This is a genomic window from Stenotrophomonas oahuensis (assembly GCF_031834595.1).
Taxonomy (GTDB): domain Bacteria; phylum Pseudomonadota; class Gammaproteobacteria; order Xanthomonadales; family Xanthomonadaceae; genus Stenotrophomonas; species Stenotrophomonas oahuensis.
Window position 1 is genome coordinate 3,190,764 of the sequence record NZ_CP115541.1, and the last position, 24,970, is coordinate 3,215,733.

The 24,970-nt window shown below is 66.3% G+C and carries 21 protein-coding genes; 9 read left to right on the plus strand and 12 right to left on the minus strand.

Annotated features, from left to right (window positions below; translation table 11 throughout):
• Window positions 1–33 precede the first annotated feature (33 nt).
• The 3 genes from PDM29_RS14190 to PDM29_RS14200 are packed head-to-tail and all read right to left on the minus strand — an operon-like array spanning window position 34 to window position 2,338.
• On the minus strand, window positions 34–363 hold the full coding sequence (locus tag PDM29_RS14190) for a DUF3325 domain-containing protein (RefSeq protein ID WP_311190744.1): 330 nt from the start codon (window positions 361–363) through the stop codon (window positions 34–36).
• The gene (locus tag PDM29_RS14195; protein WP_311190745.1) at window positions 360–2,006 is read right to left on the minus strand and encodes a PepSY-associated TM helix domain-containing protein; all 1,647 of its coding nucleotides are present in this window, start codon (window positions 2,004–2,006) and stop codon (window positions 360–362) included. Before PDM29_RS14195 ends, PDM29_RS14190 begins: the two co-directional genes overlap by 4 nt.
• On the minus strand, window positions 2,003–2,338 hold the full coding sequence (locus PDM29_RS14200) for a DUF3649 domain-containing protein (RefSeq protein WP_311190746.1): 336 nt from the start codon (window positions 2,336–2,338) through the stop codon (window positions 2,003–2,005). Before PDM29_RS14200 ends, PDM29_RS14195 begins: the two co-directional genes overlap by 4 nt.
• Before the next feature lie 355 nt (window positions 2,339–2,693).
• On the opposite strand from PDM29_RS14200, the gene PDM29_RS14205 reads away from it, so the two are divergent.
• Together PDM29_RS14205 and PDM29_RS14210 are read left to right on the plus strand one after the other, a co-directional pair.
• Window positions 2,694–5,030 (plus strand): TonB-dependent receptor plug domain-containing protein, encoded by a 2,337-nt coding sequence (locus PDM29_RS14205; protein ID WP_311193793.1) that lies wholly within the window; start codon window positions 2,694–2,696, stop codon window positions 5,028–5,030.
• Window positions 5,030–6,322 (plus strand): aminotransferase class V-fold PLP-dependent enzyme, encoded by a 1,293-nt coding sequence (locus tag PDM29_RS14210; protein ID WP_311190747.1) that lies wholly within the window; start codon window positions 5,030–5,032, stop codon window positions 6,320–6,322. The genes PDM29_RS14205 and PDM29_RS14210 overlap by 1 nt, the downstream gene beginning before the upstream one ends.
• Window positions 6,323–6,327: 5 nt before the next feature.
• On the opposite strand, the gene PDM29_RS14215 is transcribed toward PDM29_RS14210, so the two are convergent.
• From PDM29_RS14215 to aptA, 4 genes are all read right to left on the minus strand, one after another.
• The gene (locus PDM29_RS14215) at window positions 6,328–6,726 is read right to left on the minus strand and encodes a DUF4124 domain-containing protein (RefSeq protein WP_311190748.1); all 399 of its coding nucleotides are present in this window, start codon (window positions 6,724–6,726) and stop codon (window positions 6,328–6,330) included.
• Window positions 6,727–6,901: 175 nt separating this feature from the next.
• Window positions 6,902–8,194: a DUF445 domain-containing protein gene (locus PDM29_RS14220; protein WP_311190749.1), complete on the minus strand. Its 1,293-nt coding sequence runs from the start codon at window positions 8,192–8,194 to the stop codon at window positions 6,902–6,904.
• Window positions 8,195–8,271: 77 nt separating this feature from the next.
• Entirely contained in the window at window positions 8,272–9,141 is an 870-nt protein-coding gene (locus tag PDM29_RS14225; protein ID WP_311190750.1) for a ParB N-terminal domain-containing protein, read from the minus strand.
• A 43-nt stretch (window positions 9,142–9,184) separates the two neighbouring features.
• On the minus strand, window positions 9,185–10,537 hold the full coding sequence (gene aptA / locus PDM29_RS14230) for an omega-aminotransferase AptA (RefSeq protein ID WP_311190751.1): 1,353 nt from the start codon (window positions 10,535–10,537) through the stop codon (window positions 9,185–9,187).
• 108 nt (window positions 10,538–10,645) lie between these two features.
• On the opposite strand from aptA, the gene PDM29_RS14235 reads away from it, so the two are divergent.
• Window positions 10,646–12,163 (plus strand): aldehyde dehydrogenase, encoded by a 1,518-nt coding sequence (locus PDM29_RS14235; RefSeq protein WP_311190752.1) that lies wholly within the window; start codon window positions 10,646–10,648, stop codon window positions 12,161–12,163.
• An 88-nt stretch (window positions 12,164–12,251) separates the two neighbouring features.
• Window positions 12,252–13,547 (plus strand): MFS transporter, encoded by a 1,296-nt coding sequence (locus tag PDM29_RS14240; protein WP_311190753.1) that lies wholly within the window; start codon window positions 12,252–12,254, stop codon window positions 13,545–13,547.
• Here PDM29_RS14240 and PDM29_RS14245 read toward each other — a convergent pair.
• The 5 genes from PDM29_RS14245 to PDM29_RS14265 form a co-directional block, all read right to left on the minus strand.
• Window positions 13,528–13,989, minus strand: coding sequence for a bacteriohemerythrin (locus tag PDM29_RS14245; RefSeq protein WP_125359441.1), 462 nt, complete (start codon window positions 13,987–13,989; stop codon window positions 13,528–13,530). The genes PDM29_RS14240 and PDM29_RS14245 overlap by 20 nt on opposite strands.
• 71 nt (window positions 13,990–14,060) lie before the next feature.
• Window positions 14,061–15,401 (minus strand): diguanylate cyclase, encoded by a 1,341-nt coding sequence (locus PDM29_RS14250; RefSeq protein WP_311190754.1) that lies wholly within the window; start codon window positions 15,399–15,401, stop codon window positions 14,061–14,063.
• Between the two features lie 109 nt (window positions 15,402–15,510).
• Window positions 15,511–15,813 carry a hypothetical protein gene (locus tag PDM29_RS14255; protein ID WP_311190755.1) on the minus strand — a complete coding sequence of 101 codons (303 nt, stop codon included), beginning with the start codon at window positions 15,811–15,813 and terminating at the stop codon, window positions 15,511–15,513.
• A gap of 77 nt (window positions 15,814–15,890) precedes the next feature.
• Window positions 15,891–17,450, minus strand: a complete 1,560-nt coding sequence (locus tag PDM29_RS14260) for an MASE1 domain-containing protein (protein ID WP_311190756.1) — start codon at window positions 17,448–17,450, stop codon at window positions 15,891–15,893.
• 27 nt (window positions 17,451–17,477) lie between these two features.
• Entirely contained in the window at window positions 17,478–18,773 is a 1,296-nt protein-coding gene (locus PDM29_RS14265) for an NAD(P)/FAD-dependent oxidoreductase (protein ID WP_311190757.1), read from the minus strand.
• Window positions 18,774–18,887: 114 nt separating this feature from the next.
• On the opposite strand from PDM29_RS14265, the gene PDM29_RS14270 reads away from it, so the two are divergent.
• The 5 genes from PDM29_RS14270 to PDM29_RS14290 all read left to right on the plus strand — a co-directional run bounded on the left by PDM29_RS14270 (window position 18,888) and on the right by PDM29_RS14290 (window position 24,860).
• Window positions 18,888–20,306, plus strand: coding sequence for a glutamine synthetase family protein (locus PDM29_RS14270; RefSeq protein ID WP_311190758.1), 1,419 nt, complete (start codon window positions 18,888–18,890; stop codon window positions 20,304–20,306).
• Between the two features lie 106 nt (window positions 20,307–20,412).
• Window positions 20,413–21,519: a polyamine ABC transporter substrate-binding protein gene (locus PDM29_RS14275; protein WP_311190759.1), complete on the plus strand. Its 1,107-nt coding sequence runs from the start codon at window positions 20,413–20,415 to the stop codon at window positions 21,517–21,519.
• A 463-nt stretch (window positions 21,520–21,982) separates the two neighbouring features.
• Entirely contained in the window at window positions 21,983–23,116 is a 1,134-nt protein-coding gene (locus tag PDM29_RS14280) for an ABC transporter ATP-binding protein (protein WP_311190760.1), read from the plus strand.
• Window positions 23,113–24,024, plus strand: coding sequence for an ABC transporter permease subunit (locus PDM29_RS14285; protein ID WP_311190761.1), 912 nt, complete (start codon window positions 23,113–23,115; stop codon window positions 24,022–24,024). The genes PDM29_RS14280 and PDM29_RS14285 overlap by 4 nt, the downstream gene beginning before the upstream one ends.
• A complete protein-coding gene (locus tag PDM29_RS14290) occupies window positions 24,021–24,860 on the plus strand; it encodes an ABC transporter permease subunit (RefSeq protein ID WP_311190762.1) in 840 nt (279 codons plus the stop codon). The genes PDM29_RS14285 and PDM29_RS14290 overlap by 4 nt, the downstream gene beginning before the upstream one ends.
• Window positions 24,861–24,970 lie beyond the last annotated feature (110 nt).

Consider the following 24,970-nt stretch of genomic DNA (forward strand, 5'->3'; position numbering starts at 1 on the left):
TGGGTAGGGCACGACCGTTGGTCGTGCCGCCGGTTACAGCACCGCGGCCACCAGCCCCAACACCGGCAACCCACACGCCAGCGGCTTCAACCACCGCTGCCGCCACGGATACAACCCGAACGCGATCGGCAGTCCGGCAATGGTCAACGTGCCCAGCCACAACACAGGGCCCGCAGCCCAGCCGTGGTCCACCACAGTCAGCGCGAACGATACACACAGCAGCGCCCAACCCAGCACGCGCCACCGCGTACGCACGCTGGCACTCGCCGCGGCTTTGCCGTGAAGTTCCAGCTGATGCTTTTCCATCGCCAGCGACAGCGCGGTGAACGCGGCGAAACTCAAGGTCACGGCCAGCAGCATCATGCGCTGGCCTCCGCCGGCACCGGCGGTTTCGCCGCCGCCGCCGCAGCAGCAGCGGCCTGACGCTTCTTCTTCTCGGCCGCGCTCAGCGCCGGCTGCCAGCGCTGCATGCGCAGGCCGCAGTAGGCCAGCATCGCGCCGAACGCCAGCATCATCAGATCAAAGCCGGCCAGTACCCAGTCGCCGGCCAGCAGGGTGACGCCCAGATGCGCATGCGTGGTCAGCGCGTTCACCACCGGAATCAGCGCGAACAACGCGGCACCCACGTACAGCTGCGCCGCCCACATCAGCCGCTTGGGCCACAGGAAGGCCGCCAGCAGGGCCGCGCCCCAGGCATAGAAGAACACATTGGCCTCAGCAGCCGGGCGCTCGGCCAGCTCAAGTGGCAACAAACGATTGCCCCAGAAATAGGCCGCAAACGCGATCGGCAGGCCGGCCACCGCACCGATATTGAGCGCGTCGACCAGGCGCAGGCCAAAGCCGGTCCTGCCCGATTTGGCATGCTTGGGCCGTTCCTTCACCGCCCACAGCACCACGCCGCTGGCCACCATCAGGCAGCCGACCAGGCCGGACAGGAAGAACAGCGCACGCAGCCCCCAGTCGGCAAAGTGGGCCAGGTGCAGGCCGTACATCACGCCGCGGGTCTGGGTGGCACCGCCCGGTACCGGGCTGGCCTGCACCAGCTCGCCGGTGACCGCATTGAAGCGCAATGAAGGCGCATCGCTGGACAGGCGACGGACATCACGCTGGTACACATCGACCACCGCATTGGCGGCACCGGGGCGGGATACCACGAAGCTCCCCACATCCGCGCCCTTCCATTCGCGCCGCGCGCTGTCGAGCAGCTGCTGGATCGGCACCGGTGTGGCGCTGCCTTCGCCAGGCCCTTCCACGTCGGCCATGCGTGCAAAGGCTTCGCTGTAGAACGCCGCTTCGTCGTTCGGGTACGCCTTGTTCATGCCCCACGGCAGGTACATGAACATCAGGGTGACGATGCCGGTGTAGGTGATCATCGCGTGGTAGGGCAGGGCCATCACCGCGCTGACGTTGTGGAAGTCCAGCCACGAACGCAGACCCTTGTCCGGGCGGAAGGTGAAGAAGTCCTTGAAGATCTTCTTGTGGGTGATCACCCCGGTGATGATCGCCACCAGCATGAACATGGCGCAGAAGCCGACCAGGTAGCGCGCCCACAGCACCGGAATGTAGTGCAGGTCGAAATGCAGGCGGTAGAAGAAATCGCCGCCACGGGTCTCACGTGCGCTCACTTCGTTGCCGGTGTTCGGATCCACCGTGGCGTCGCCGAAGCGACCGCCACCGCGACGGCGCTTCTCGCCTTCGGCCGGCGGTTTCACCATCGACTCGGGGTTGCGCCAGAACATGCGCATGGCCGGGTTGCGCGGGCTGGGCAGGGTGATGTTCCAGCTTTCAGCCTGCGGAGCCTTGTGCTGCAGGAAGGTGAGCGCGCGCTGCGCGGCCACGTCGCTGCTGACCGTGCTGCGCGGCAGCTCCGGACGCATCCAGCGGCTGATCTCGTCGCGGTAGTAGCTGGCGGTGCCCGCCATAAAGATCAGCAGCAACAGCCAGCCGACCAGCAGGCCGGTCCAGGTGTGCAGCCAGGCCATCGACTGGCGGAAGCCGTTCTTCATGCGCGGCTCTCCAGCAACAGCGTGCCCAGCCAGAACAGCGCGGTCGGCAGCGCGATGCCGATCCAGGCGCGCAGCGCGGTGCGGGTGGCAAACGCCCACAGCGCAGCACAGGCGCACAGCACGATGCCGACCAGCATGCCGGTCAGCACGGCCTGCGAGCGCGCGCCGGGCTGGGCCACGGCGAAGAACATCGAGCAGGTCGCGGCCAGCGCATAGCCGCCGAAGATTGCCGCCAGACTGCGTGAGAGCACGCCCAGCCAGGGGCGGGCGAAGAAGCGGCCCACAGGGGCGAGCCAATGTGCGTCAGGCGTGCTGTCCACAAGGTCCTGCAAAGTCGAAGTTCCAACGGCAATCGCCCACTGCGGGGCGCAGCAGGCAGCAAGAGAGGCCATCCTTGGCCCAGCCACTGTTTGGCGCAGCGGTATCCCTGGAGCTCGTCCCGTCATGTCGTATTCGACACGTCGGATCGCGGCGAATGATAGTCATTATCATTTCGTTCTTCAAGTCATCAGGGTGCCTGTCATCTGATGCGGTGCACAGCGTCATCTTCACGACATCCCAGCTGAACAGACTGCGCCCCGCGCGCTGGAGCGGAGGGTCCACGCGTCCCCCTTTCGAGTTGACCTGGAGTTGCTGGTGAAGCGTTGTGCGTTGGCGGTTGCCGTTGTGTCCGTTGTTTCTCTCGTCATGGCTGCCGAAGGGCATGCCCAGACCGCTCCGGCAGGGACTGCCGCGGCCCCCACCACTCTGGACACGATGGTCGTCACCGGTACACGCGGCAGCAACCGCACCCAGTTCGACACCCTGGCTCCGGTCGACGTGTTCTCGCAGGAAGAGATCCAGGCCATCGAGTCGAGTGATCTCAACGACGTGCTGGCGCAGCTGGTGCCGTCGTTCGTGGTGCAGCGCATGCCGATGAACGACGGCCTGGTGTTCGTGCGTCCGGCCACGTTGCGCGGCCTGTCGCCCGACCAGACCCTGGTGCTGGTCAACGGCCGCCGTTTCCACCGTTCGGCACTGCTCGGCGCGCGCGGCGCGCAGGGCCCGGACCTGGCACAGATTCCGGTGCACGCCATCCAGCGCATCGAAGTCCTCCGTGACGGTGCCTCGGCGCAGTACGGCTCCGACGCCATTGCCGGCGTGATCAACATCATCCTGGACGATCGCGTCGGGGGTGAAGTGTCGCTCGGGCTGTCCGAGTACAGCGAAGGCGACGGTCGCGGCCGCAAGGTCGGTGCCCGCCACGGTTTCGCGCTGGGGGATTCCGGCAGCCTGTCGCTGTTCGCCGACTGGGACAAGTCCGATGCCACCTCGCGCAGCCGTCAGCGTGCCGATGCGATCGCCTTCCAGAACGCACATCCGGAACTGGATGTGCCCGATCCCGTGCAGCGCTGGGGCCAGCCGGACCTCGAAAACCGTCATGCGGGTTTCAATCTCAACCTGGCGCTTCATGACAGCCTCGACCTGTATGGCTTCGGTCTGTTTGGTCACAGCGAGGGCATGAGCGACTTCAACTGGCGTAATCCGGACGGCACCGCCTCGGTCTACAACCCGAGCAGCGTGTTCCCGGGCTGGGATGCACGTTCGCTGTATCCCACGGGCTTCAGTCCGCAGTACGGCAACGAGCAGGACGACCTGCAGACCGTGCTCGGCCTGCGCGGCTACATCGGCGAGCGCTGGCGCTGGGACGTGAGTGCTTCATACGGGCGCAACGAAATCGACTACACCATCGACAACGCGATCAATGCCTCGCTGGGTCCGGACAGCCCGACCTCGTTCTACTTGGGGCGCTTGTCGCAGACCGAGAAGAACGTCAATGCCGATGTGGTCTATTCGCTGCCCGTGTCCGCGCTGGAAGGTCCGATCAACATCGCCTTCGGTGCCGAGGCGCGCGAGGAAACCTATGCAGTGAAGGCTGGCGACCCAGCCTCCTACGCGATCGGCCCGGGTGCAGCGACCGGTCTGGCCGGCGGTGCCAACGGCGCGCCGGGTTTCAGCGACACCAACGCCGGCAGCTGGAGCCAGCGCAGCCGCGCCGCCTACATCGACGTGGAAGCGCCGATCACCGCGCGCTGGACGGTGGGTGCGGCGACCCGCTACGAGCACTTCTCGGCGTTCGGCGAGAGCATCGACGGCAAGCTGTCCACGCGCTTCGCGTTCACTCCGGATATCGCGATCCGCGGTTCGGTGTCGACCGGCTTCCGCGCACCGACGCCGGGCCAGCTGTACACCCAGAGCACCCAGCAGGGTTTGGATACGGTGACCCTGCAGGTGTTCACCACCGGCCGCCTGTCGCCCAGCGATCCCCTGGCCGTGCAGCTGGGTGCACAACCGCTCAAGCCCGAACAATCGCGTACCGCTTCGCTCGGCCTGACCTGGAAGACCGATGCCGGTTTCTCCGGCTCGGTGGACGTGTATGACATCAAGGTTACCGACCGCTTCAGCCAGTCGGCCGCCTACGCCGTGCCGGCCGGCACGCCGAACCCGCTGCGCTTCACTTCGGTGAGCTTCTATACCAATGACTTCGACACCACCACGCGGGGTGTGGATGTGGTGGGCAGCTATGTCACCGGCCTCGGCGCAGGGCGGTTGAACACCACGCTGGGCTACAACTACAACCAGACCACCGTCGACAGTGGCCGCACCGGCGTGGCGACCAACGACAGCCAGCGCCGCATCTTTGAAGAGCGCCTGCCCGAGCACAAGGCCACGCTGAGCAGCCAGTATGAGATCGGGCGCTGGAGTGTGCTCGGCAAGCTGCGATACTACGGGGCATGGACCGACTCTTCCGGCAATGCCACCGGCGACATCTTCCAGCGCTTCGGTGCGATGAGCTTCTTCGACCTGGCGCTCAGCTACAAGGTCACCGATCAGCAGACCCTGCGCATCGGCGCGGACAACCTGTTCGACCGCTATCCCGACGAAGCCACGTTCCAGGCCAGCCGCGGCCTGATCTACTCGCGGAACGCGCCGTATGACACCGATGGCCGCAACGTTTACGCCGAATACCGGATCCGTTACTGATGGACCGGCAACGACGTCACCTGCTGCGCGGGGCGCTGGCCCTGCCGCTGGCGGCCGGCCTGGCGGGCAACGCCATGTCGGCTGAGCCGGCGGTGCTGCCCACGCTTGACGGTCGAACCCCGGCGCAGCTGGCCGGGGACGAGGGCTGGTGGGGCCAGGTGCGCGCGCTGTACGACCTCACCGACGAGGTCGTCATGCTCGACAACGGCTACTGGGGGGCGATGGCGCGCCCCGTGCTGCAGTCCTATCAGCAGGCCACCGCCACGGTGAACGCCGGCAATGCCTGGTTCGGACGGCGGGCGTTCCCGTCGCTGTTCGAGCAGGCGCGCCTGCGGCTGGTCGAGGTGCTGGCGGTGGATGCAGACGAACTGGTGCTGACCCGCGGTGCCACCGAGGCCATGCAGGTGCTGATCGGGGGCTACCGCCGGCTGCAGCCCGGCGACACCGTGCTGTACGCCGATACCGACTACGACAGCATGATCGACGCCATGCAATGGCTGCAGGCGCGGCGTGGCGTGATCCCGGTACGCATCGCTTTGCCTGAGCCGTTCGACCACGACGGCATCGTGGAAACCTACCGGCAGGCACTGGCGCAGCATCCGCGTACGCGTCTGCTGCTGCTCACCCAGGTCAACCACCGCAATGGCATGCTGCTGCCGGTGGCGCAGATCAGTGCCATGGCCCGCGCCGCTGGCGTGGATGTGGTGCTGGATGCGGCGCATGGGATCGGCCAGGTCGATACGCCGCTGCGCGATCTCGGCGCGGACTTTGTCGGCATCAACCTGCACAAGTGGATCGGTGCACCGGTAGGGCTGGGGGCCGTGTACGTAAAGCGGGGCAGGGTGCGTGATCTGGACCCGTACATGGGCGAAGCGGACGGCGACGACCTGCGCACCCGCGTACACACCGGTACGGTCAATTTCGCTGCGGTGATGGCATTGCCGGTGGCATTGGACCTGCACCAGCGCATTGGCGTGGCCAACAAGCGCGCGCGCTTGTTGCACCTGCGAAACCGCTGGGTGGATGCCGTGCGTGACGACGAACGGATCCAGCTGCTGGCCTCGCCGGACGAGCGCCTTGCCAGCGCCATCGCCGGCTTCCGTCTGCGCGGCCAGACCGGCATGGCGGCGAACGCCGCCACCGCCGAGCGCATGGTCAAGCAGTCCGGCGTGTTCGTCGTCCCGCGCGACGGCCTGGCCTCCGGTGCCTGCCTGCGCGCTACCCCGGGCATCTTCAGCACGCCTGCGCAGATGGACGCGCTGGTGGCCGCGATCCGCGCGGTTGCGGGGTAGCGGCGTCAGCGCTTTGCACAAGCCTTGGCCATGTCTGCCTGGACGCTGTCCGGCGTCTTGCGGCCGAAGATCTCGGCGATTTCCGAGCGGGTCTTGAGGTCTTCGCACTTTTCCGGATCCATCGAACCGTCAATGACGGTACCGCGTACCGGTTCCTGGTAGCGGCCGGCGGCGACCTGCTGCTGACGGCGGGCATCGTAGAGGTTGCGTTCGGCGCGGGTGCGGTCTTCCCAGGTCAGATTCGGATCGCGGGTGATCGGCCGGGTGACGCCGGTGTCCTGCTCGGGCGGGCAGGGCACGGTCTGGTAGATGGTCTGGCCCTTGTCCGCGCATTTGTACACGCGCTGGGCGTGGGCGCTGCCGGCCAGCGCGCATAGCGCCAGCATCATGATGATCCGTTTCATGGCGGCCCCCTGTGAGCCTGTGTGTTCCTGAATGGGCGGCAGAATACGCGAACCCCATCACAAAAACACCCGGGCAAAGTGTCAACCGAGGGTCAACGCGGCACGACCAACGGTCGTGCCCTACCGATCGAACATTTCACGGCCCGGTAGCTCACGACCGTTGGTCGTGAGCCGTTTACCAGTGCAGCCACACGGTCAACGCATGCAGGGCCAGTCCGATCAGACCGCCCACCAGGGTGCCGTTGAAGCGGATGAACTGCAGGTCGCGGCCCACGCTGAGTTCCAGCTGCTCCACGAGATGGCGCTCGTCCCACCCCTTCACGGTCTGCGCGATGTGCGTGGTGACCCCCTCGCGCAGCCGGCTGGTCAGGCGTTCGGCCCCGTCCATCAGGTGCTGGTTCAGTGCTTCCCGCAGTGCAGGGTCGTTCTGCAGCGCTTCGCCTACCCCACTCAGGCTGCGCCGCAGGTGGCCAGCCAGCGCGGAGTCCTCGCTGGACAGGTCTGCCCGCAGCGCGGCGTGGATGCGCGCCCACAGGCCCTGCACATAGTCCTGCACGGCCGGGTGCTCGATCACGCGCCGCTTGATCTGCTCGATCTGCGCGGCCAGTGCGGGATCCTCGCGCAGACGGCGGATGTAGTCGGCCAGCCAGGTTTCGTAGTCGCGCCGCAGCGGGTGTTCGGGTTCGGCCAGGATCTGCTGCAGCTCGCCCAGGATCGCGTGGGCGAGGCGTTCGGCCAGGCTGTCGCCGATCTCGTCGATGGGTTTCACCCAGTTCACCGTACTGGCCAGCTTTGGCCATTCGCGCTGGATGTAGCGCACGATCAACTCGGACGCACGTTCTTTCACCGCAGGCTTGTCCAGCCATTCGCTGACCCGGGTCAGCCCTTCGTCCAGCACGCGCTGGTGGCGGTTGTCGGCGGTAAGCAGGCCCAGCAGTTCGCCTGCAGTGGCCGCCGCATTCCATTGCCGCAACTGCTGGATCACGAAGCTCTGGATGCTGCGGCGGACAGCGGCTTCATCCAGGAAATCCAGCGCCTGCAGCGCCCAGCCGCGTGCCATGTCGGCCAGCATCCGCGAACGCACCGGGTCGGCCAGCCAGCAGCCCAGCCGGCTGGCCGGATCGAACACCTGCAGCCGGGCCAGCAATGCCTGCGGTTCCAGGAACTGGTCGCGCACGAACACCGCCAGGCTGTCGGCGATGCGGTCCTTGCTGTGCGGAATGATCGCGGTATGCGGAATCGGCAGGCCCAGTGGCCGGCGGAACAGCGCCACCACCGCGAACCAGTCGGCCAGCGCGCCGACCGCGGCGGCTTCGCAGAAGGCCGAGACCCAGGCCCAGATGCCGCGCTCGCCGTTGAGGTGGCTGATGACGAAACCGGCCAGCATGGCCAGCAGCATCAGCAGCGCGATGGCTTTGAGGCGGCGCAGCTGGGCGCGGCGCGGGTCGGGTTGGGAGCTTGAGGTCATGTCCGCAGTCTATCGGGCGTTCGATGATTGCGGCCTGCACGCAATCCGGTAGTGCCGGCCGCTGGCCGGCACCCCGATCAGCCGTTCGCCGCGCGCAATTCGGCCAACTGCTTGCGCAACGCGTCGTTCTCCAGCGTCAGCGCAATCACCCGCTGGCGCAGTTCGGCCGGACCTTCGCCCAGCGCCTCCAACGCTTCGGCAATTTCCGCTTCACGGCTGGGGTCGGCTTCGAAATCGGCTTCGGCCGTGGCCAGCACCTCCTGCACTGGCTTGCGCGGCTTGCGCTTGGCCTCGCGCACGCGCTTGGCCGCCTGCTTCAGCTCGTCCTTGCCACCCACGGCGGCGGCGCGCTGTTCCTCTTCCGGCAGGTCGGCCACCGCAGCGGCGGCGCTGATCGAGATCACGCCGGTCTTCACCGCTTCCACCAGCTCCGGCGCGGCCTGCTTGTGGATGCGCTCGATCATGCCGACCTGGCTGCTGCTCAGGCGGGCCTCGCGGGCCATGTCAGCGCGGCTGACCTTGGGCGCGGGTGCCCACGGCGGGCTGTCTTCGTCGCCCGCACTGGGGGCTTCGGCGATCTCACCGTCGCTTTCCTGCTGCAACAGCGCCTGTTCGGCGCGATGGCGCTCGGCCAGGATGTCGCGCTTGCGCAGCGCCAGCACGCCGCGCTGGAAGTCGGACACGCTGCGCCGGCCCAGGTGCTGCTCGATCATCCACAGGTGCACGTCGTCCATCGACTGGAAACGGGTGTTCTGCACGGTCTGGAACGGCAGGCCGTGCTTCTGGCAGATGCCGAAGCGGTTGTGGCCGTCCACCAGCACGTCGTTCCACAGCACCAGCGCATCGCGGCAGCCTTCGGCGAGGATGCTGCGTTCGAGCGCCTCGTGCTCGTCCGCGGTCAGCGGGTCGATATAGGCCTTGAGTTCTTCTTTGACGACGATTTCCATGCAATCCGGTACGCGGGCGGGACGTGACCGACCATTGTACCGGTCACCCGGTGGCCCGGATCATCTCGCCCAGCACGTCCACGATCCGGTCGATCTGGTCGGTATCGATGATCAGCGGCGGCGACAGCGCGATTACATCGCCGGTACAGCGCACCAGCAACTGGCCGTCGCGGAAGCAGCGCTCGAACACCTCATAGCCGCGGCTGCCGGGGGCGTCCTTGCGCGCGGCCAGCTCGATCGCGCCGATCAGCCCGAAGTTGCGGATGTCGATTACGTTGGGCAGCCCGCGCAGGCTGTGCAGCCGGGTCTGCCAGTACTCGCCCAGCTCGATGGCACGATCGAACAAGCCCTCCGCGGCGTAGGTGTCCAGCGCCGCCAGCGCCGCCGCACAGGCCAGTGGATGCGCCGAATAGGTATAGCCATGGAACAGTTCGATGGCTCCGGGCGGCCCCTGCATGTAGGCACTGTGGATGGCGTCGGAGACCAGGACCGCCCCCATCGGCACCGCCCCGTTGGTCAGGCCCTTGGCCATCGTCAGCAGGTCCGGGGTGACCCCGAAACGCTGCGCGGCGAAGGCGTTGCCGACCCGGCCGAAACCCGTGATCACCTCGTCGAACACCAGCAGGATGCCGTGCTGGTCGCATATCTCGCGCAGCCGTTGCAGGTAGCCCGGGGCGGGCAGGATCACGCCGGCCGAGCCGGCGATGGGTTCGACGAAAACCGCGGCAATGGTCGAGGCGTCGTGCAGCGCGATCAGTCGTTCCAGGTCCTCGGCCAGCTCGGCACCGTGGCGGGGCAGGCCGGGGCTGAACGCATTGCGTGACAGATCCAGGGTGTGGCGGAGGAAGTCGCTGCCCGCCAGCAGGGGGCCAAACGCCTTGCGGTTGTTGGGCAGGCCGCCGATCGACAGGCCGCCGAAACCGACCCCGTGATACGCCTTCTCGCGGCCGATGAAGCGGGTGCGCTGGCCTTCGCCGCGCAGGCGGTGGTAGCCCAGCGCGATCTTCATCGCGCTATCCACCGCTTCGGAGCCGGAATTGGTGAAGAACACATGGTTGAGCGAGGCCGGTGCCAGCGCCGCCAGCCGCTGCGCCAGCACGAAGGGCAGCGGCGTGCCCATCTGGAACGGCGGGGCGAAATCCAGCTGCGCGGCCTGCTCCTGGATCGCCTGCACGATGCGCGGGCGGGCATGGCCGGCGTTGCAGCACCACAGCCCGGCCGCGCCATCCAGGATTGGGCGGTCGTCGACGTCGTGGTAGTACATCCCCTCGGCACGGACCAGCAGACGCGGCGCGGCCTTGAACTGGCGGTTGGCGGTGAACGGCATCCAGAACGCCTCCAGTGAATCGGGGCGCTGCCGGGACAGCGTGGACAGCGGGGTCTGCACGGACGCCATCGGTCACTCCGGTCTTGAACGGGGTGCTCACGACTCTATCGCAGCTGCATCACGGCGTACCGTGACGGAACCGGTATAACGGGGCCAGATTGTCCAGGTGGAGGGCCGATGAGCATTCTGCATGAACGGGCCGTGCGCAGCCGCGCCGAATGGCAGCAGCAGGCCGACGCGCTGCGCCCGCAGGGTCAGGCGTTTATCGACGGGCGCTATGTGGACGCCGCCGACGGCGCGCGTTTCGACTGCATCAGCCCGGTCGACGGGCGGCTGCTGGCCCAGGTGGCCGATTGCAGTGTGGCCGATGTGGATCGCGCCGTGGTCGCGGCGCGACGCAGCTTCGAGGCGGGTCACTGGTCGCGGGCATCGCCCGTACAACGCAAGCGGGTGCTGCTGCGGCTGGCCGATCTGGTCGAGCAGCACGCGGACGAACTGGCGCTGCTGGAAACCCTGGACATGGGCAAGCCGGTGCGTGACGCGCGCAATGACGATCTGCCAGGGGCCGTGCGCTGTCTGCGCTGGACCGCCGAAGCGGTCGACAAGGTGTATGGCGAGATCGCACCGACCGGCGTCGACACGCTGGGCCTGATCAGCCGCGAGCCGGTCGGCGTGGTGGCGGCGATCGTGCCGTGGAATTTTCCACTGTTGATGGCGGCCTGGAAGATTGCTCCCGCGCTGGCGGCGGGCAACTCGGTCATTCTGAAGCCGTCGGAGCGGTCGCCGCTGAGCGCGGTGCGCCTGGCCGCATTGGCGGCCGAAGCGGGCATTCCGGATGGGGTGTTCAATGTGCTGCCGGGGCACGGGCAGCGCACGGGCGAGCCGTTGGCCCTGCATATGGACGTGGACGCACTGGCGTTCACCGGCTCCACCGCCGTCGGCCGCACCCTGCTGCAATGCGCAGGGCGTTCCAACCTCAAGCGGGTGTGGCTGGAGTGTGGGGGCAAAAGTCCCAACCTGGTCTTCGCCGATGCGCCCGATCTGGACGCCGCCGCGAAGGCCGCTGCTGCCGGCATTTTCTACAACCAGGGTGAAGTCTGCACGGCCGCGTCCCGACTGCTGGTGCAGCGATCGGTGCAGGCCGAGTTCGTGCACCGGGTGCTGGCTCATGCCGAGCACATACAGCCGGGCCATCCGCTGGACCCGCAGGCATCGATGGGGGCGCTGGTGGACGGCGCGCATGCGGGACGCGTGCTGGATTACATCGCCCGCGGCCAGGCCGAGGGCGGGCGGCTGCTGCTGGGCGGCAAGCGTGTCGAGGTGGTGGCCGGCGGCAACTACGTGCAGCCGACGGTGTTCGATGAAGTGGATGCCCGCCATACCCTGGCGCGCGAGGAGGTGTTCGGGCCGGTGCTGGCGGTGCAGGGTTTCGACCGCGAAGAGGAAGCGCTCCGGCTGGCCAATGATTCGGTGTACGGGCTGGCTGCGGGCGTCTGGACGCGCGACCTGAGCCGTGCGCACCGCGTGGCACGGCAGCTGCGCGCCGGCAGTGTGTGGGTCAATCAGTGGGATGGCGGCGACATGACTGCGCCGTTTGGGGGCTATAAACAGTCCGGCATCGGGCGCGACAAGTCATTACATGCGTTCGACAAGTACACCGAGTTGAAGGCGACCTGGATTCATCTGGGCACCTGAACATCCAATCGATTGCGCGTGCAACTATCCCCCCGCGCACTGCAACCCGCGTGGCAGAATCCGGCAGCTGCCTTTCTTAGTGTGCCCGATGTCGACCACCGCCGCCGCAACGCCCGTCAATTCGCCCCGCCGTGTGCTGGCTGCCAGCCTGATCGGCACCACCATCGAGTTCTTCGACTTCTACATCTACGCCACCGCGGCGGTGCTGGTGTTCCCCCACCTGTTCTTCCCGCAGAGCAGTGAGGGGGCCGCCCTGTTGCAGTCGCTGGCGACGTTCGCGGTGGCTTTCATCGCGCGCCCGGTTGGCTCGGCGGTGTTCGGCCACTACGGCGATCGCATCGGCCGCAAGGCCACCCTGGTCGCCGCACTGCTGACCATGGGTGTATCCACCGTGGCCATTGGTCTGCTGCCCACCCACGCCAGCATAGGCCTGGCCGCTCCCGCGCTGCTGGCGCTGTGCCGGTTCGGTCAAGGCCTGGGGCTGGGCGGAGAGTGGGGCGGGGCGGTGCTGCTGGCCACCGAGAACGCACCACCTGGCAAGCGCGCCTGGTACGGCATGTTCCCGCAGTTGGGGGCACCGCTGGGTTTCCTGCTCTCAGCCGGTATCTTCCTGCTGCTGGGCCGGCTGATGAGCGATGCCGATTTCCTGCAGTGGGGCTGGCGCGTGCCGTTCCTGGCCAGTTCGCTGCTGGTCGCGGTGGGGCTGTGGGTACGCCTGAACATCCACGAGACGCCGCAATTCCAGGCCGCATTGGACCGCAACGAGCGCGTGCGGCTGCCGATGTGGACAGTGCTGCGCCATCACCCGCTGACCCTGCTGCTGGGCACGCTGGGCGCGTTTGCGACGTTTGTGCTGTTCTACCTGATGACCGTGTTCACCCTGGGATACGGCACCACCGTGCTGCACTACAGCCGTGAGCAGTTCCTGCTGATGCAGATGGTTGGCATCCTGTTCTTCGCCGCCGGCATTCCGCTGTCGGCAATGTACGGTGACCGCTGGGGCACGCGCCGCACCATGATCGTGGCCAGTGGGTTGATTCTGGGTTTCGGTGTGGTGTTCGCGCCGCTGTTCCAGGCTGGCAGCCCGTGGATGGTGATCGGCTTCCTGTCGCTGGGGCTGTTCCTGATGGGGCTCACCTATGGCCCCTGCGGCACGTTCCTGGCGGAAATCTACCCGGTGCAGGTGCGCTACACCGGGGCGTCACTGTCGTTCAACATCGCCGGCATTCTGGGTGCCGCGCCGGCCCCGTATGTGGCCACCTGGCTGGCCGAACGCTTCGGCCTGCTGGCGGTGGGCTTCTACCTGTGCCTGACCGCGCTGGTCACCCTGTTGGCGCTGCTGGCCATGAGCCGGCGCGCCGCCCTCAGCCGAACAGGCGCTTGACCGTCCGGCTGAGCCAGCCGCCCTGTTCGTGTTCGCGTGCGAACTTGTTCAGATGCGCTTTCACCGCCGGCGCATAGGCCTGGTCGTCGCCGCGGATGTGGTTGAACAGCCAGCGTGACAGCATGTTGCGCAGTTCATCGGTGACATCTTCGCCGGCCTGGAAGCGCATCCGGTACTCGAGCACGCGCTTGCCGAATATCTCGTGCACGCGCTTGTGCGCCGCGCAGAACGGATAACCGGCTTCCTCCATCAGCTCTTCTTCGAACGCGAAGTGCGACATGGTGTAGTCGATCAGCTCGTCGATGACTTCGGCTACCGCCAGTCGATGCATGCTGGTCTGCGCCGCGTGCAGATGGTTGAGCATCTCCACGATCCGCATATGCTGGTGATCGATGACGTCGATCCCCGTGTTGAGATCGTCCTGCCAGACCAGAACTGCCATGTCGCGCTCCCTGTGCGATTGCCTTTGGGAGCCACTCTAGGCAGGGGGCAGCGCCCCCGCGTTGATCTGGATCAAGGCACTGCTTCGGCAACCCGGGCGGGGGTGGCGCTGTTGCTGCTGCTCACCCGGTTGCGGCCGCCGGCCTTGGCCAGATAGAGCTGGCGGTCGGCTTCGGAGATCAGCAGGTGCAGCGAATCGCGCTGTGGCGTCAGGCAGCACACGCCGATGCTGACCGTCATGCGCAGGATGGTCGGGCCCAGATGCACCTGCAGCGAGGCGATGCGCTGGCGCAGGAGTTCGAAGTAACCCAGCGCTTCGTCTTCCTCCAGCCCCGGCACCAGCAGGCAGAATTCCTCGCCACCGAAGCGGGCGGTCAGGTCCTGGTCGCGCGCATGGTCGGCCACGGTGGCGGCCACCGCGCGCAGCGCGTCGTCGCCCGCTTCGTGGCCGTAGGTGTCGTTGATGTGCTTGAAGTGGTCGATGTCGATCATCGCCACGGCCACCTTCTCGCCGCTGTGCTGCAGTGCCGGCAGCTGGCGCTGGCTCTGCTCCAGGAAGGAGCGGCGGTTGGGCAGGCCGGTCAGGAAGTCGCGCGTGGCCAGGTCCTGCAGGGTGCCGATCAGTTCCAGCTGGTCGACGTTCTGCGATACACGGCAGAAGAACTCCTCGCGCGAGAACGGCTTGCGCAGGAAGTCATTCGCGCCGTTCTTCAGGAAGCGCGGAATCAGGGTCTGGTCGGTGTTGCCGGAAATGCCGATTACCGCCACCTTGTCGCGCGAGCGCAGGGTGCGCAGGCGGCGGGTGAACTCCACGCCCTCCATGCCCGGCATCTCCTGGTCCACCACGGCCAGACGAATGGCCGGATGCGCCTCGATGGCCTTCAGGCCTTCGGCTCCGTCGGCAGCTTCGTAGACGTCGTGGCCGTACATGCGCAGCAGCGAGGCCGCGTACATGCGTGCGGACATCGAGTCGTCCACCACCAGCGCAGCGATGCGACGGTTGCGTTCCAGACGCTGCACCAGCCACACCAGGTAGTCGACGCTGCCGGGGGTGTTCTTCAGCACGTAGTCGATGATCTGCTGCTGCAGCACGCGCTTGCGCAGGTCTTCGTCGTACACGCCGCTGACCACCACGGTGCGCAGTCCGCGCGACAGGAAGTACTCCACGACCTGGTCGCGGTCGCCGTCAGCCAGGACCAGGCCGGTGAGGACCAGGAACCAGCCATCTTCCTCATCCAGCAGGCGTCCGGCCTCGGCCAGACTGGTGGCCACCGATACTGGCAGCTCCAGCCGCTGCTCGATGGCTTCCTTCAACATGGTGGTGAACGTGCGCGAGTTTTCCACCAGCAGAATGCGCTGGGGAAGTGCATCACCGGGGCTGCTGTCAAAAGCGCCCTGCAACAGTGCCGGCATGTTTGGTTCGCTCGATTCCGGGTGGTTCAGGTTTGGTAGCGGCCAGCCGGCGGGGGACTTTAGGGGCAAATTCTGAATCTGCGCAGGCTTTCACATTTCTCACTGAAGCTCACGGAATGTATCGTGTCGAATCGAAATCCGGCTGCTCGACCGACCAAACGGGCACCTTGCCGTCGTCGTACAGCACCAGCGAGAAGCGCGGATTGCGATAGACAACAATCGGCACCGCGTCCGGCGAAGTCTTCAATCGCCATGACGGCAGCGAGGTGCGCGCAGAAACCGCGCCCGCCGGAATAGCCCAGAACAGATGGCCCGCGTTGGCGAAATACACAATCACCCGGCCGGTTGCGTCCTTGACCTGGTAGTACGCGATTTCATCGCTCTGGAACCCGCACACACGTAAGTCGTCCACCGTCACGCCGGCTGCCTCCACGGGGCCTCTGAATGTCCGCGCGGCACGGATGCCGTGCTCGTCGCGTGAAATAAAGGCTAATCCCGCGTGTGGCTGACGGCTTTGAAACGATTCTGATATTCGTGCGAGGACATCGCGGGGACCCGCACGGGCTCCTGCAGCACCACCCGGATGCAGCGCCCCCTGCACTCGATCCGACCACCACAGGCCCGGATGCGAGCGCTGAGCCGCTCGATCGCCAGCACGGTGGTTGCCGTGCTGATGGTCTGCGCCGGATCAAGCAGGCGCAGCGTCATCACCAGTCCCTGCATCTGCCGCTGTTGCCCGCACCGCACGCGCACCCGCAGCTGGCCCGGCTCGTGCTCCAGCAGCAGCGACACTGCATCGGTCAGGGTGCGGTAGGCGGCCAGCTGCAGGTCCACGCTCAGCCGACACGGGTCACCGCCGAAGCGCGGCGGCAGTACGCGGTAGCTGCGTTCCCATTCCTGGCCGATGCCGCTGGTCTGCAGCGCCAGGTACAGGCCGATCTGCTCCAGCGCGGCGGGGTACACCATGCTGGTCTGCGCACGGAACTGCCTTGAACAGACTTCAGCGGTGTGCAGCAGGCTGTCCGCCAGTCGCGAATGGCCATGTGCCCGCAGCCACTGCACCATCTGCGCGTGCGAGAGATCGATGCCTTCGCCGACCCGTCGCATCTGCTGCGCACGGTGGCGCAACGCCACTTCGCTTGCATGCAGTGCCGCGCGTGACTGCGCCAGCACCTGCTGTTCGCTTCGTGTGCGCGTCCGGTATTGCCGGTGGTAGTAGCTGAGGCTGGCACCCAGGCTGAGCAGGGCCACGCCGTACAGCGACAGGTGCTGCTGCCAGGCGTAGGTACTGGCGTCGAAGGAACCCGGCAGGCCGGTGCTGTGCATGCTGAGGGCGGTGACGATGCTCCAGAACGGCACCGCGATGGCCGCGCCACGCCAACCATGCAGCACGGTCAGGGCAATCGCGGGCAGGGCCATGAGCAGCAGCAGGCCCCCGCGCAACTGGGCAAGATTGGCCGGCAGCAACGCGGCGGCCAGGCCCATCCCCAACAGGATGCAGGCGGCTGCGGCGCTGCGCGGGGCGATCCGTCGCGACCGCGCCGTGCCTGTGCGCCGCATCCACAACAGCGCGAGCGGGGCCAGAGTCAGAATCGCGGTGAAATCGCCGATCAGGTACACGGTGGCCTGATGCAGCACCGGCGTGTCCGGGGGCGTCGGCCATAGCAGGTGAATGGACAACAGCTTCAGCACACAGGTGACCGCCGATGCCAGTGCCGCCACCGAAGGCAACCACAGTTCGTTGCGGGTCGCGATCATGCGGCGGTGCAGGTGCACAACTGCCATCACCGCCGGCATCAGCACCGCTGATCCCGCCACGGCCCAGGCCAGTCCATGGGTGTCCACCATTGGCCCGCGCAGGCGTGCGAAGTAGGCGTACTCACCCAGCAGCAGATAAGGCCACAGGCGCGGTGGCACCACGATCAGCGCCGCCACCCGCAGCCCGGCGGGAAGGAAGAACTGGTCCACCGACAGGTGCCACAGCCCCCAACAGGCCATGGCGTACACCCCGGCCAGTAACAGTCCCTGCTTCACGTTGCCTGACTTCATGTCGCGTCCTGTCATCCCATTCCAAAGTCACCACAACACATCACGCAGTTTGTACCAGGACATTGCCGCAACCAGCAGCGGCGTGCGCAGCAGTGGTCCCCCCGGGAAGCGACGGTGCGGGATACGCGCGAAGGCATCCAGACGCTCATTCTGCCCGGCTATCGCTGCGGCGATCACCTCGCCGGCCAGGCCCGTGGCGGCCACGCCATGTCCGGAGAAACCCTGGGCGAAGTACACGTTCGGGGTCAACCGGCCCCAATGCGGGGCGCGGTTGCGGGTGATGTCGACGAAGCCGCCCCAGACCTGTTCCAAGCCCACGTCTCTCAGCTGCGGGAACACATGATGCATGCGTCGGGTCATCACCCCGCGCAGGCCGGGCGGGGGCAGGGCGGAATAGCTGGCGCGTCCGCCAAACAGCAACCGGTGGTCGGCACTCAACTTGAAATAGTCCAGCGCCCAGCTGACATCGGCCACGGCCATGTCATTGCGGATCAGCCGACGTGCGCGTTCCTCGCCCAGCACCGGCGTCGCGCCGATGTAGGTCCCCACCGGCATGATCCGCGATTCCAGCTCCGGTGCGATGCCAGCCAGCAGTGCATTGCCGGCAATCACCACGTGGTCGGCACGGACGCTGCCGTCGGCGGTGCGCAGTTGCGGGCGGGGTTCGCGCAGCAGTTGCTGTACGGGACTGGCTTCGTGAATGACGACGCCGAGACTCTCCGCCGCCCGCGCCAGGCCTTGGGCGTAGGCGAGCGGATGCAGATGACCGCTGGCCACATCGAACATCGCCCCGCGATAGCGCGGGCTGTCCAGTTGCCCGCGCAGCTGCGTCCGGTCCCACCATTGCAGCGGGTAGTCGTAGTGCTCCACCAACCGCTGCATGCCGCGTCGCAGTTCGCGCTCCTGGCGGCCATTGATCGGTACGCTGGCATGCCCATCGCGCCAGTCGCAGGCGATCTGGTAGTGCTGCAGGCGTCGGCGCAGCAGGGCCATGCCCTCGCGCGAATAGTCGAACAAGGCGCGCGCGTTGAACTTGCCGACCAGCCGTTCCAGCGTGTCCACTTCACAGCCGAACCCCACGATGGCCTGGCCGCCATTGCGCCCGGAGGCTCCCCAGCCCACCCGCTGCGCCTCCAGCACGGTGACCCGGTAGCCGCGCTCGGCCAGCGACAGCGCTGCGGAAAGCCCGGTGTAGCCGGCTCCCAGCACGCACACATCGGCCTGGGTGTCGCCGCGCAGGGCAGGGCGCAAAGACACCTCCGGCACGCTGGCGGCGTACCAGCTGGGCGCATGTGGCTGCCCGGCGGGACGTGCCAGGGTCATGCAGCGGGGGCAGGGGGGCGGCTCATGCCGACAGCATGCCAGCAACAGACGCGAAGAGGAGGTCAGCGCGGCGATGCTTGCCTGGCTCGCCCGGGCGGGGTTACCGTGCCGGACATGACCACCCGACCGCGCCCGCGAAAACCCGCCACTACCGCGCGCAGGACCGCCGCCGCATCGCCGGCACCGGAAGAGAGCGCGCTGCTGCGCTGGCTCAAGGAGCGGCGGATCACCGAGGTGGAGTGCCTGGTACCGGATATCACCGGCAATGCTCGTGGCAAGATCATTCCGGCCGACAAGTTCTCGCACGATTACGGCACGCGGCTGCCGGAGGGTATTTTCGCCACCACCGTCACCGGTGAATTCCCGGACGATTATTACGAGCTGACCTCGCCGTCGGACTCGGACATGATCCTGCGCCCGGACCCGGATACGGTGCGCATGGTGCCGTGGGCTGCAGACCCGACCGCGCAGGTCATCCATGACTGCTACACCAAGCACGGCGAGCCGCACGAGCTGGCCCCGCGCAACGTGCTGCGGCGGGTATTGGATGCCTACGCCGAACTGGGCCTGCGCCCGGTGGTCGCGCCGGAGCTGGAGTTCTTCCTGGTGCAGAAGAACACCGACCCGGATTTCCCGTTGCTGCCGCCGGCCGGGCGCTCGGGCCGCCCGGAAACCGCACGACAGTCGTACTCCATCGATGCGGTCAACGAGTTCGACCCGATCCTCGACCTGATGTACGACTACTGCGACGCAATGAAGCTGGACGTGGACACGCTGATCCACGAATCCGGCGCGGCGCAGCTGGAAGTCAATTTCACTCACGCCAATGCGATGGACCTGGCCGACCAGGTATTCCTGTTCAAGCGCACCATGCGTGAGGCTGCGATGCGCCACGGCGTGTACGCCACCTTCCTGGCCAAGCCGATGGAAACCGAGCCGGGCAGCGCCATGCACATCCACCAGAGCCTGCTGCGGATCAGCGATGGGCACAATGTGTTCAGTGGCGATGCGGGCGGCGAGGAGTTCAGTCCGATCTTCGGCCACTATCTGGCCGGCCTGCAGAAGTATGTACCGATGGCGATGGCGTTCTTCGCGCCGAATGTGAATTCCTACCGTCGCCTGGTGTTCGGTGAAGTGTCCCCCAGCAACGTGCACTGGGGCTTCGACAACCGCACCTGCGGCCTGCGTGTGCCGATGGACACGCAGGAAAACATGCGCGTGGAAAGCCGCTTCGCCGGTTCCGACGCCAACCCGTACCTGGCCATGGCCGCCACGCTGGCCGCAGGCCTGCTCGGCATTCGCGAGCAGGGCGCGCCGACGGCACCGGTCAGCGGTAGCGCCAAGGAGCTGGGCTACGACCTGCCGCGCTCGCTGGGCGAGGCGCTGGACGGGCTGGAAGGCTGTCCTGCCCTGCGGCAGATGCTGGGCGAACGCTTCTGCCGCGCCTACGTGTCGGTCAAGCGCAAGGAATACGAGACCTTCTTCCGGGTGATCAGCTCCTGGGAGCGCGAGTTTCTGCTGCTGAATGTGTAGCCGCCGGCCCTCCGGGCTGGGAAAATGCGTACTTGGCCGTTAGGCTGACCCCGTTCCTGCCGGTCCACCCGGTTCCCCCACTTTGCTTCGACCCGTGGAGACCCCGATGAAGCTGCGAATCCTGACCCTCGGCATTGCCGTTTCCCTGCTCAGCGCCTGCGGTGGCGGTGCCAAACAGGAAGACAGCAAGGTGCTCAATGTCTACAACTACAGCGATTACATCGCCGAAGACACCATTCCGAACTTCGAGAAGGCCACCGGCATCAAGGTGACCTACGACGTGTTCGACAGCGACGAGATGGTGGAAACCAAGCTGCTGGCCGGTGACAGCGGCTACGACGTGGTCGTGCCGACGCTGAACTTCTTCGGTCGCCAGATCCAGGCCGGCGTGTTCCTGCCGCTGGACAAGAGCAAAATCCCGAACCTGGCCAATCTTGATCCGGACATGATGAAGCGCATCGCGCAGCAGGATCCGGACAACAAGTACGGCGTGCCGTACATGATCGGCACCACCGGCATCGGTTACAACGTGGACATGCTGAAGGAGCGTTTCGGTGGCAGCACCGAGATCGCCAACAGCTGGGATCTGATCTTCAAGCCTGAAAACATCGCCAAGATGAAGGACTGCGGGATCACCATCCTCGACACGCCGGCGGACATGATTCCGGTCGCGCTGCATTACCTGGGCGAAGATCCGCACAGCCACGACCCGGCAGTGATCCAGAAGGCGGCTGACCTGCTCAAGAGCATCCGTCCGTACGTACAGCAGTTCCACTCCTCGCAGTACGTGGGCTCGCTGGCCAACGGTGGTACCTGCCTGGTGGTGGGCTGGTCGGGCGACATCATCCAGGCGCGTGACCGTGCCGAGGAGGCCGACAACGGTGTGACCGTGGCCTATTCGATTCCGAAGGAAGGCGCACCGCAGTGGTTCGACATGCTGGCCATTCCGAAGGATGCCAAGCACCCGGAAGCGGCCTACGCGTTCATCAACTACCTGCTCGATCCGAAGGTCGCCGCGGCCAACACCAATTTCATTCACTATGCCAACCCGGTGAGCGCGGCCACGCCGCTGGTGGACGAGGCGATCCGCAACGACCCCACCATCTACCCGCCGGCCGACGTGGCCGCGAAGATGTTCACCTATTCGGTCAATCCGCCGGACGTGGACAAGCTGTACACCCGTCTGTGGAACGACGTGAAGACCGGGCGTTGAGGCTGAGGGGCCCATGGAGCGCTGTTCCATGGGCCTTTGCGTTGAACGCGAATCTGCGATCTTCGGTGATCGTTTGCGGCACTACGTTGGCCGCCAATCCTTCGACAGATGGCGTTGACTGGCATCCGTTCGCGGAACTACTCGCGGGTAGGGTCGGTCGACAGACGACCGCCATGAAACGATCAAGGCCCGGTAACGCATGACCATTGAATGGAACGCCGCCTTCGTTCCGAGTTCATGCCCCAAAGCAGTACCGACCGACATCGGCGGTCGACTGTCGTGCGACCCTACCGGCATCCCGGGCATCCCGCCATTTCGGGCATCCCGGGCATCCGGGGACGTGGCCAGACCGCAGGTCGGCTCAACCGCCCGCCCAACCAGCCGGTTCCGTCATCCCCCCGGCCGCCCGGGGCCGCTAGAATGGGCTGCCCACGTCCCGTAGCCGCGCCTGGAGCTGCTGCCCATGTCCTTTGAAGCCAAGCCGGAAGGCGAGGTCATCCCGGTCCTGGAGCCGGGTTATCTGTCCATTCGCGCGCTGCGCAAGGAATTCGACGGCTTCCTGGCCCTCGACGACGTCAACCTGGACGTCCGCAAGGGCGAGATCTTCGCCCTGCTGGGCGGCTCGGGCAGCGGCAAATCGACCCTGCTGCGCTGCCTGGGCGGTTTTGAAACCCCTACCGCCGGCAGTATCGACCTCGACGGGCAGCGCATCAACGCGTTGCCGCCGTACCAGCGGCCGATCAACATGATGTTCCAGTCGTACGCCTTGTTCCCGCACATGACGGTGGAGCAGAACATCGCCTTCGGTCTGAAGCAGGACGGCCTGGCCCGTGACGCCATCCGCAAGCGGGTTGGCGAGATGCTGGACCTGGTGCAGCTGGGCAAGCTGGCCAAGCGCAAGCCGCACCAGCTGTCCGGCGGCCAGCAGCAACGCGTGGCGCTGGCCCGTTCGCTGGCCAAGGGGCCGAAGCTGCTGTTGCTGGACGAGCCGATGGGTGCGCTGGACAAGAAGCTCCGCTCGCAGATGCAGTTGGAGCTTGTCTCGATCATTGAAAATTCGGGCGTGACCTGCGTGATGGTCACCCACGACCAGGAAGAGGCCATGACCATGGCCACCCGCATCGCGGTGATGGACGCCGGCTGGATCCAGCAGGTCGGCAAGCCCGATGAAATCTACGAGCAGCCGGCGAATCGTTTCGTCGCCGGCTTCATCGGCTCGGTGAATCTGTTCGAGGGCGTGATCGACGAGGATCTTCCCGAGTATGTCACCGTGCGCACGCCGCTGTTCCCGGCTCCGATCTACGTGGCCCACGGCATCACCTGCTACGAAGGCCAGGAAGTGGCGTTCGCGCTGCGCCCGGAGAAGGTGATGATCGGCAAGGACGAACCGGAAGGCGCGACCAACAAGGCCCAGGGCGTGATTGAGGACATCGCCTATTTCGGCAGCCACTCGGTCTACCACGTGCGCCTGCCCAGCGGAGCCAAAGTGCTGTCCAACTTCGCCAACTCGCAGCGCTGGGCCAGCGATGGCCTGACCTGGGGCGACGCGGTGTGGGTGCACTGGCGCGACAACGACGGCGTGGTGCTGACCGCATGAACGCCACCGGGCTCAAGCGCTGGCTGCCAGGCACCCGCAGTGCGGTGATCGCCGCGCCCTACCTGTGGCTGCTGCTGTTCTTCGCGGTGCCGTTCGCGATCATCCTGATGATTTCCTTCGCCCGCACCCAGGTCGGCTCGCCGCCGTACACCTGGCTGCTGGAGTACGTGGACGGGGCATTCTCGCTCAAGCTCAATCTGGGCAGCTATGTTGCGCTGGTGAAGGACAGCCAGTACGTGGTGGCCTATCTGAGCTCGATCAAGATCGCGGTGATCGCCACGCTGCTGACGCTGCTGATCGGCTATCCCATGGCCTATGTGATTTCGCGGATGTCACCGGCCGCGCGCAATGTGGCGATGATGCTGGTGGTGCTGCCGTCGTGGACCTCGTTCCTGATCCGGGTGTATGCCTGGATCGGCATCCTCGACCGCAACGGTCTGCTGGACCAGCTGCTGCAGAAGATCGGCATCACCGATGCGCCGCTGAATCTGCTGTACACCCCCACCGCCGCCTACATCGGCATCGTGTACTGCTATCTGCCGTTCATGGTGCTGCCGCTGTACGCCAATCTGGTCAAGCTGGATCATCGTCTGCTGGAGGCCGCGTATGACCTGGGTGCAAAACCCTGGCAGGCGTTCCTGAAGATCACGCTGCCGCTGTCACGGGGTGGCATCATTGCCGGCTGCATGCTCGTGATGATTCCAGCGGTCGGCGAATTCGTGATTCCGGAAATGCTGGGCGGGCCGGATACGCTGATGATCGGCCGGGTGCTGTGGGGCGAGTTCTTCAACAACCGCGACTGGCCCACCGCTTCAGCGGTTGCGGTGGTGATGTTGTTGCTGCTGATGGTGCCGATCCTGCTGTTCAACCGGGTGCAGCAGCGCGAGCTGGAAGGGAAGCTGTCATGAGCATGGTGCGCAGCAACCGCTGGCTGGGGTGGTCGGTGCTGGTCCTGGGCTTCGGCTTCCTGTACCTGCCGATCCTGCTGTTGATGATCTATTCCTTCAATTCCTCCAAGCTGGCCACGGTGTGGGCGGGCTTTTCCACGCGCTGGTACGGTGAGCTGTTCAACAACCGGCAGATTCTGGATGCGCTGTGGGTCAGCTTGAAGGTGGCGTTCTGGACCGCCACCGCCGCCACCGTGCTGGGGACGATGGCGGCGATGGTGATGACCCGCTTCCAGCGCTTCCCTGGCAAGACCGTGTTCGGTGCCCTGATCACCGCGCCGCTGGTAATGCCGGAAGTGATCCTGGGCTTTTCGTTGATGACCCTGCTGGTGGCGATGGGTGGCATTCCCGGCTTCCCGAGCCGAGGCGTGGCCAGCATCTGGATTGCGCACGTGACCTTCACCCTGTCTTTCGTCACTGTGGTCGTGTCCTCGCGGCTGCGGGAACTGGACCGGTCGCTGGAAGAGGCGGCGATGGACCTGGGCGCGAGCCGGCTGAAGGTGTTCTTCCAGATCACCCTGCCGATCATCGCCCCGGCGCTGGTGGCCGGCTGGCTGCTGGCATTCACCTTGTCGCTGGACGACGTGGTGATAGCCAGCTTTGTCGCCGGACCGAATTCGACCACGCTGCCGATGAAGGTGTTCGCTTCGGTGCGCATGGGCATCAAGCCGGAGATCAATGCCTTGGCCACGCTGATGGTGCTGGCGGTGTCGATTGCGGCGGTGGTGGGCTGGTTCATCACCGCACGCAGCGAGAAGCGCCGCCAGAGGGACATGCAGCTGGCGCAGAAGGGGTAAAGCCTGCGCTCCATCCGCGGCACGTTCTGCCCGGCCGCGTATGACGTGGACCCGTGGGAAGGTGCTACCCGGCCGCCAATCACTTGGACCCGTAGAGCCGGGCTTGCCCG